Origin of the sequence: Nostoc sp. (genome assembly GCF_036917315.1) — a bacterium.
Classification (GTDB): domain Bacteria; phylum Cyanobacteriota; class Cyanobacteriia; order Cyanobacteriales; family Nostocaceae; genus Nostoc.
The window spans coordinates 288,106-294,461 of the sequence record NZ_JBALDR010000051.1; the positions used below are offsets into that span (position 1 = coordinate 288,106).

Annotated in this window: 10 protein-coding genes; 9 read left to right on the forward strand and 1 reads right to left on the reverse strand. The window is 39.7% G+C overall.

Annotated elements, in window-relative coordinates; translation table 11 throughout:
• The first annotated feature begins 29 nt into the window (after positions 1–29).
• The 6 genes from V7K84_RS25325 (at position 30) to V7K84_RS25350 (ending at position 4,112) form a co-directional block, all read left to right on the forward strand.
• Entirely contained in the window at positions 30–761 is a 732-nt protein-coding gene (locus V7K84_RS25325) for an ABC transporter ATP-binding protein (protein ID WP_334842116.1), read from the forward strand.
• An 11-nt stretch (positions 762–772) separates the two neighbouring features.
• The gene (locus tag V7K84_RS25330; RefSeq protein ID WP_334842118.1) at positions 773–1,093 is read left to right on the forward strand and encodes a hypothetical protein; all 321 of its coding nucleotides are present in this window, start codon (positions 773–775) and stop codon (positions 1,091–1,093) included.
• 99 nt (positions 1,094–1,192) lie between these two features.
• Entirely contained in the window at positions 1,193–1,540 is a 348-nt protein-coding gene (locus tag V7K84_RS25335; protein WP_334842119.1) for a DUF1493 family protein, read from the forward strand.
• A gap of 166 nt (positions 1,541–1,706) precedes the next feature.
• Complete coding sequence (locus V7K84_RS25340; RefSeq protein WP_334842121.1) at positions 1,707–2,354, forward strand: histidine phosphatase family protein; 648 nt, start codon at positions 1,707–1,709, stop codon at positions 2,352–2,354.
• Positions 2,355–2,438: 84 nt separating this feature from the next.
• The gene (locus tag V7K84_RS25345; RefSeq protein ID WP_334842122.1) at positions 2,439–3,464 is read left to right on the forward strand and encodes a glucokinase; all 1,026 of its coding nucleotides are present in this window, start codon (positions 2,439–2,441) and stop codon (positions 3,462–3,464) included.
• Positions 3,465–3,509: 45 nt separating this feature from the next.
• Complete coding sequence (locus tag V7K84_RS25350) at positions 3,510–4,112, forward strand: hypothetical protein (RefSeq protein WP_334842123.1); 603 nt, start codon at positions 3,510–3,512, stop codon at positions 4,110–4,112.
• Positions 4,113–4,759: 647 nt separating this feature from the next.
• Here V7K84_RS25350 and V7K84_RS25355 read toward each other — a convergent pair.
• Positions 4,760–5,038 carry a hypothetical protein gene (locus V7K84_RS25355; RefSeq protein WP_334842125.1) on the reverse strand — a complete coding sequence of 93 codons (279 nt, stop codon included), beginning with the start codon at positions 5,036–5,038 and terminating at the stop codon, positions 4,760–4,762.
• On the opposite strand from V7K84_RS25355, the gene V7K84_RS25360 reads away from it, so the two are divergent.
• From V7K84_RS25360 to V7K84_RS25370, 3 genes are all read left to right on the forward strand, one after another.
• Positions 4,933–5,241 (forward strand): NACHT C-terminal helical domain 2-containing protein, encoded by a 309-nt coding sequence (locus V7K84_RS25360; protein WP_442940992.1) that lies wholly within the window; start codon positions 4,933–4,935, stop codon positions 5,239–5,241. The genes V7K84_RS25355 and V7K84_RS25360 overlap by 106 nt on opposite strands.
• Before the next feature lie 292 nt (positions 5,242–5,533).
• On the forward strand, positions 5,534–5,989 hold the full coding sequence (locus tag V7K84_RS25365; protein ID WP_334842128.1) for a response regulator: 456 nt from the start codon (positions 5,534–5,536) through the stop codon (positions 5,987–5,989).
• A 131-nt stretch (positions 5,990–6,120) separates the two neighbouring features.
• Positions 6,121–6,356: hypothetical protein (locus tag V7K84_RS25370; protein WP_334842130.1), on the forward strand; the 236-nt coding region annotated here is incomplete at its 3' end.

Consider the following 6,356-nt stretch of genomic DNA (forward strand, 5'->3'; position numbering starts at 1 on the left):
GAATCAACATTTCTGGATGTAAACCGCCGATGAAAGCCGATAGTAAGCCAAACTATACAATTTTAGAAGTTCAAGAACTTGATGTAAATTATGGTGGTATCCAAGCTTTAAAAAAGATTAATTTAATTATTCAAAAAGGTGAGGTAGTTACTCTAATTGGTGCTAATGGTGCTGGTAAAACTACTACACTCCGCGCCATATCTAAAGTAGTTAATCCTAAAAGTGGTGTAATTATCTATAATGGACATAATATTAACCGCCGCCAAACTCACGAAGTTGTACAACTTGGTATCGCCCATTGTCCTGAAGGACGCAGAGTATTAGCGCGACAAACTGTATTTGATAATTTACTTTTGGGTGCTTATATTCGCTCCAATCAAGCTGAGATCAAAGCAGATATTCAGCGCCAATTTGAGCTATTTCCCCGCTTGTCACAAAGACGCAATCAGCTAGCAGGAACCCTCAGCGGTGGCGAACAACAAATGTTAGCGATCGCACGTGCTGTCATGAGTAAACCACAACTCTTACTTTTAGACGAGCCTAGCTTAGGTTTAGCACCTGCGATCGTCCGGGAAATCTTTTCAATTATTGAAAATCTCCGTGCTACAGGCGTGACTATTCTGTTAGTTGAACAAAACGCGAATTTAGCGTTACAAATTGCCGATCGCGGTTATGTTCTAGAGGCTGGTTCTATAACTTTAACAGGTGCAGCATCAGAATTGATTAATGATGAACGAGTTAAAAAAGCTTATTTAGGGTAAATACTATATTAATGTTTACATTATTTAAGGGTTCAACATTTGAAGATTTCCTTAATAAAGTGCGTTCGCGTCCTGGTCTGTATCTAGGTAAGAAATCTTTAACTGCGCTACAGGCTTTGCTCCTTGGTTATAATATAGCAATTGTTGAACACAATATCCCTGAAGTAGAGCAACTCAATTGCGATCTAGAAGAAAAGTTTGATAAATGGTTACGCAAAAATTATCACATGGGTAACGCTATAGGTTGGTATTTATTCATCATCAATTCAACTGAATCTGAGGTAGAAGCATTCCATAGGTTTTTTGAACTTTGGGATGAGTTTCGCAAATAAATTATTTAACAGGCGCAGCATCAGAATTAATTAGTGATGAGCGAGTTAAAAAAGCTTATTTAGGGTGATGATTACTGAAGTTTATCGCCTAAAAAGCTTATGTCATTTACAGATAAATTTAACCAACTTGCAACAATTCTTTCTAATGAACTGGGTGTGCAAACAAAAGATATTACTCTTAATACACGGCTTCGGGAAGACCTCAAAATAGATGGTGATGATGTTGATGCACTATTTTGTAAAATTGCTGAACAGTTTGGCATAGATTGGCAGGGGTTTGTTTTTTACCATTACTTCCACGAAGAACCACATTTATTTTCTCTACTTTTTGAATGTTACTATCGCAAACGTCACGGCACACTCAAAACAATTACCGTCAGCCATCTACTATCAGTTATTGAGCGTGGAGTTTGGTTTGAACCGTCCCAGTCTGGTACTTACATTTGAGTTCTTTACACAATTTTAAACTAATTTATACTTATAACTTTTACTAATCATTAGTATTATTAAATATTATTACGATTTTTGTCCTATATTAATATTTGCAGGCCTCCTTGCAGATATCTATATATTTGTTTAGCGGCGAATTCTATTCACCGGAATCATTAAACCCATGAGTCAAATAGTCTGGATAGCAAGACACGCTAACCGCCTCGATTTCGTAAACCCTGATTGGTTTCTCACCGCCGAACGACGCTACGATCCACCCTTGTCTGATGATGGTATGGTGCAGGCACAACAGTTAGCAAAACGATTGAAAAAAGAAAATATTGGTCATATTTTCGCTTCTCCTTTCCTGCGAACCGTACAAACAGCAAACGCAGTTGCAGAAATGCTCAACTTGCCGATTAAACTCGAAACAGGTTTGAGTGAATGGCTAAATCCAGTTTGGATGACGGAAGAACCCGAAAGACTCTCAACTCCAGCATTAGCAGAGTTATTCCCCAGAATTGACAGCAGCTATACCTCGCGCATCGCCGCAAAATTTCCTGAAACTCACGAAAAAGTGCGAGAACGTTCTGGGCAAACTGCTAGATGTTTAGCTACTGAGTTCTTCCCAGAGGATATCCTGCTAGTGGCGCATGGTGCATCTGTGTTGGGCGGAGCAATGGGGCTAGTAGGGGACATTGCCAAAACAGAAGTTAAAGCTTCTTTATGTTCTCTGGTAAAAGTGGTACGCCAAGACCCAGAATGGTTATTAGAACTAACGGGAGATACTTCCCATTTAACCCACATAGAAGAAGTTATTCGATTTGCTTAAACCTTTGATAGAGATTTGCGTTCATGGCTTCTGGTACGTTGGGTATATCTTACAAAAAAAGTAATTAATTCACGTATAAATTCTATGACTTTGTTACTAGCAGGAGACATCGGCGGGACGAAAACTATTCTGCGATTGGTTGAAACATCAGATTCACCAGCTTTACATACTATTTATCAGGAAAGTTACCACAGTGCTGATTTTTCTGATTTAGTACCTATAGTGCAGCAGTTTTTGGTCAAAGCTAATACACCTAAACCAGAAAAGGCTTGTTTTGCGATCGCAGGTCCCATTGTCAAAAATACTGCCAAACTGACCAATTTAGTCTGGTTCTTGGATACCGAACGTCTACAAGAAGAATTGGGTATCCCGCACATTTCTTTGATTAACGACTTTGCCGCCGTTGGCTACGGCATTTTAGGTTTAGAAAAACAAGACTTGCTAACGTTGCAAGTTGGCAAATCTCAACCCGAAGCCCCGATTGCAATTATTGGTGCTGGTACTGGTTTAGGCCAAGGATTTTTAATTAGACAGGGAAATGACTATCAAGTTTTTTCTTCAGAAGGTGGACACGCTGACTTTGCCCCTCGCAACGAGATCGAGTTTCAACTATTGAAATACCTGCTGGGTAAACATGATATCCAGCGCATTTCTGTAGAACGCGTAGTTTCTGGAATGGGTATTGTAGCAATTTACCAATTTCTGCGCGATCGCAAATTTGCCGCCGAATCACCAGATATCGCCAAAATCGTTAGAACTTGGGAACAAGAAGCCGGACAAGAAGAGAAAAGTGTCGATCCCGGTGCTGTCATTGGTACGGCTGCACTAGAAAAACGCGATCGCCTCTCGGAACAAACTTTGCAATTATTTATAGAGGCTTACGGTGCAGAAGCCGGCAATCTTGCCCTGAAACTCCTACCTTACGGTGGCTTATACATTGCTGGTGGAATTGCGCCTAAAATCCTGCCCTTAATCCAAAACAGCGGTTTCTTATTAAATTTCACCCAAAAAGGTAGGATGCGCCGCCTCCTCGAAGAGATCCCCGTGTATATTATCCTCAACTCACAAGTCGGCCTAATTGGTGCTGCTTTATGTGCTGCTAGGTTATAACAGCTGGCATCATCAGTGAGATCGGCATCTCAAAGGGCAAAAAATATGACAGTTAAAAGTCTGTTGCCACTAATAGCCGCCACCTTTGTTTGTGGTGGCTCTGTTCTTGTGGAAGCGCGTCAACCGAAACATCCGGTAGCTGTTGTCAAACCAAAGGTTTCTCAACCCGTGCAGCCAAAATGGAAGTTATTCACCGCTCCAGATGGGCGTTTTACAATTTTGATGCCGGGAAACCCCAGCAGAAATACCGAATCCCAAAAAACTTACATGGGAGAAATTACCTTAGAAATATTTGCCGCTCAACCACCAAAACAGGAAGTAGCATACATAGTTGCTTACAATGATTTTCCTTATAGTTACGGTCAAATGGCCGATCCTCAAGCTGTACTTAATAATGCACGGGATATGGCTTTAAAGACTACGAAAAGTAATTTAATTAGTCAACGAAACATTCGTAGTTACAATAATCATCCCGGCAAAGAAATTGAGTACATCAATTCTGGAGGGAAAATTACTAAAAGTAGAATGTATATTGCCGAAGGAAGACTATATCAAGTAATGGCAATAACTACAAAAAAACAGCAGAAGACATTAGCTAAAACTATTAATGGGTATTTAAATTCTTTCCATGTAGTTTTAAAAAAGTAAAATAAATAAAACTTCTACTATATTAACCTTGTAATTAATTGCAGGGCTAATATAGCGTTTTCTAGTCATATAAAGCATATCAGATCGAGCTCCTCGCTTGCGGGGAGGAGGGGGTTAGGGCAATACGGTTCGGTTAAAGTTTTTTGATGAAAATTCTAGATCGCTAAAGATGCGATTCATCGCGTCTCTTGCCTTAACTCACATCATGCACCTAGCCCTAGCGATTAGAAATCGCGGCTATACAAACGAACGCGAACACCGTCTCGCACCACGCAAACTAACGCAAAATCAAGGTTTTTCAACCTGCGGAGGCAGGTAAAGTCTCGTGTAACGGCGACTTCTAGTCGCTTGGTCGTCGAAAGGTTGAAATGTATAAAATCAATGTCTAACGTTTGATTTCAATATAAAAGTTTAAAAAAACGTTTAAAAAAACGAAAGTATACTCTGGGGTTTTGTATAACTTTAAACGAGTAGAATGTTATTATCATAGAAACAACTATAAGATTGCAGATATTAATAAAAGTTAAAGTCCATGATTTGAGGAGTAGGGTTTTTGTCCTATGGTCAAGCGATCGCTCTAAGCATCACTTACTGGAATTCAAGAGGCTAAAAGGGCATTTGCTCTCAAGGGGTGGACACAAGACAATCTAGCCGTAGAAGTCAATCTCAAGACTAGACAACCGATTTGGCGGTTTTTTAGTGGTCGTTCGATTAAGCGTCATACCTAGAACGGGATGAGGACTTTGCCCATATCCACACCTGTGGAGATGCTCTCTTAAGCATTCTCGGCATTGTTCTGGATGCTGGACTTTATAAATCTCTGCAACAACTCTCGGACGAATTTCCCAATTCTCGTCAAAGTCAAAAACGGTTTGAACTGTGGTGGCAGACGAACTATTCAACCTTGGCTGAACAGTTAAAGACAACGGTGATTAATTATCGAAACATTAAGCACCAGTGGGACTTTAGCATTGAACAACAGCAAGTGTTACAACGTTACTATGATGCTAATCAGTTACGACTCGATTGCCTGCATAGCAATTGCGAAGTAACCCTTGCTATCAGGCAAGAAATTGAAGCCACCTTATTATTGCTTCAGAAAGAACTTGAGGACAGGGAATGGGAATAGTTTTGTTGATTAATCGTTTACAGCTATTTTCAGTTAATTGAACCACAAATTTTTGGAGGTAACATCCCGCGCCCTTTTTTGAAAAGTTTTTCTACGTTTTGTGTCGTAGTTAATCAATTCATTTAGGAAATCAAACAACAGCCGCTCATAGTATAAGAACAGAACCTAGTAATTATAACCATTTAGTGGTTCTCTACTACTCTTTATTTTACCTATCCGTTTGTCTCGTCTCCTTAAGACTAAGGATTTTTCAGATCGCTTTGCCCTTAAAGTCTTAATCGCAGGTCTTATTATGAATTTAATCAATGACTTTTGCTTGGCAGTTGGGATACTCAAAGGTGTACAAGTACTCGTTGTAGACAACGATCGCGATAGTAGAGATTTGTATGCTTTTTTACTCAAAGACCTAAGCGCAAATGTAATTACCGCTGGTTCCGTAAAAGAAGCTTTAGAAACCCTGAGTTGGTTCACACCCAACATTATTACCAGTGAAATTAGGTTTTTAGGTGAAAGTATTTATACATTGCTAAATACATTGAATGCTATAGAGGCAGACAATGGTAAGCATATCCCAATCATTGTGACTTCAACATCTACCACAGGTACTTGTGACCAAATTCCAGATGTGGAGTTTGAAAAATATTTACTTAAGCCATTCGACTTTGACGAGTTTGTTTCTATGATTGTGAATCAAGTACAGGAAAATGTGGCGAAAAATTTTTGCACAGAGCTACTAGTTGCAAACTAGTAGGTAAGCTTAAATATCTGCGTTGTTTAACTGCCCGGAAATAAATTTCTAGACTGCATAGCTAAAACCCTTGTTCAGGATACAACTGTAGGTTAGACCAGCCTACAATGTAAACACATGGGTTTGAGCGAATGATAAGCAATGCCCACAAAAATTATAAATATACTTATTCATCCACCTCAGAACTCCGTTCATCCACCTTTGAACTGGATGAATCCACCTCAGAACTCCGTTCATCCACCTTTGAACTGGATGAATCCACCTCAGATACTCGTTCATCCACCTTTGAACTGGATGAATCCACCTCAGATACTCGTTCATCCACCTTTGAACTGGATGAATCCACCTCAGATACTCGTTCATCCAC

Coding starts and splice junctions, on each gene's coding strand:
- V7K84_RS25325 (WP_334842116.1), top strand. CDS start 30: ATGAAAGCCGATAGTAAGCCAAACTATACAATTTTAGAAGTTCAAGAA.
- V7K84_RS25330 (WP_334842118.1), top strand. CDS start 773: ATGTTTACATTATTTAAGGGTTCAACATTTGAAGATTTCCTTAATAAA.
- V7K84_RS25335 (WP_334842119.1), top strand. CDS start 1,193: ATGTCATTTACAGATAAATTTAACCAACTTGCAACAATTCTTTCTAAT.
- V7K84_RS25340 (WP_334842121.1), top strand. CDS start 1,707: ATGAGTCAAATAGTCTGGATAGCAAGACACGCTAACCGCCTCGATTTC.
- V7K84_RS25345 (WP_334842122.1), top strand. CDS start 2,439: ATGACTTTGTTACTAGCAGGAGACATCGGCGGGACGAAAACTATTCTG.
- V7K84_RS25350 (WP_334842123.1), top strand. CDS start 3,510: ATGACAGTTAAAAGTCTGTTGCCACTAATAGCCGCCACCTTTGTTTGT.
- V7K84_RS25365 (WP_334842128.1), top strand. CDS start 5,534: ATGAATTTAATCAATGACTTTTGCTTGGCAGTTGGGATACTCAAAGGT.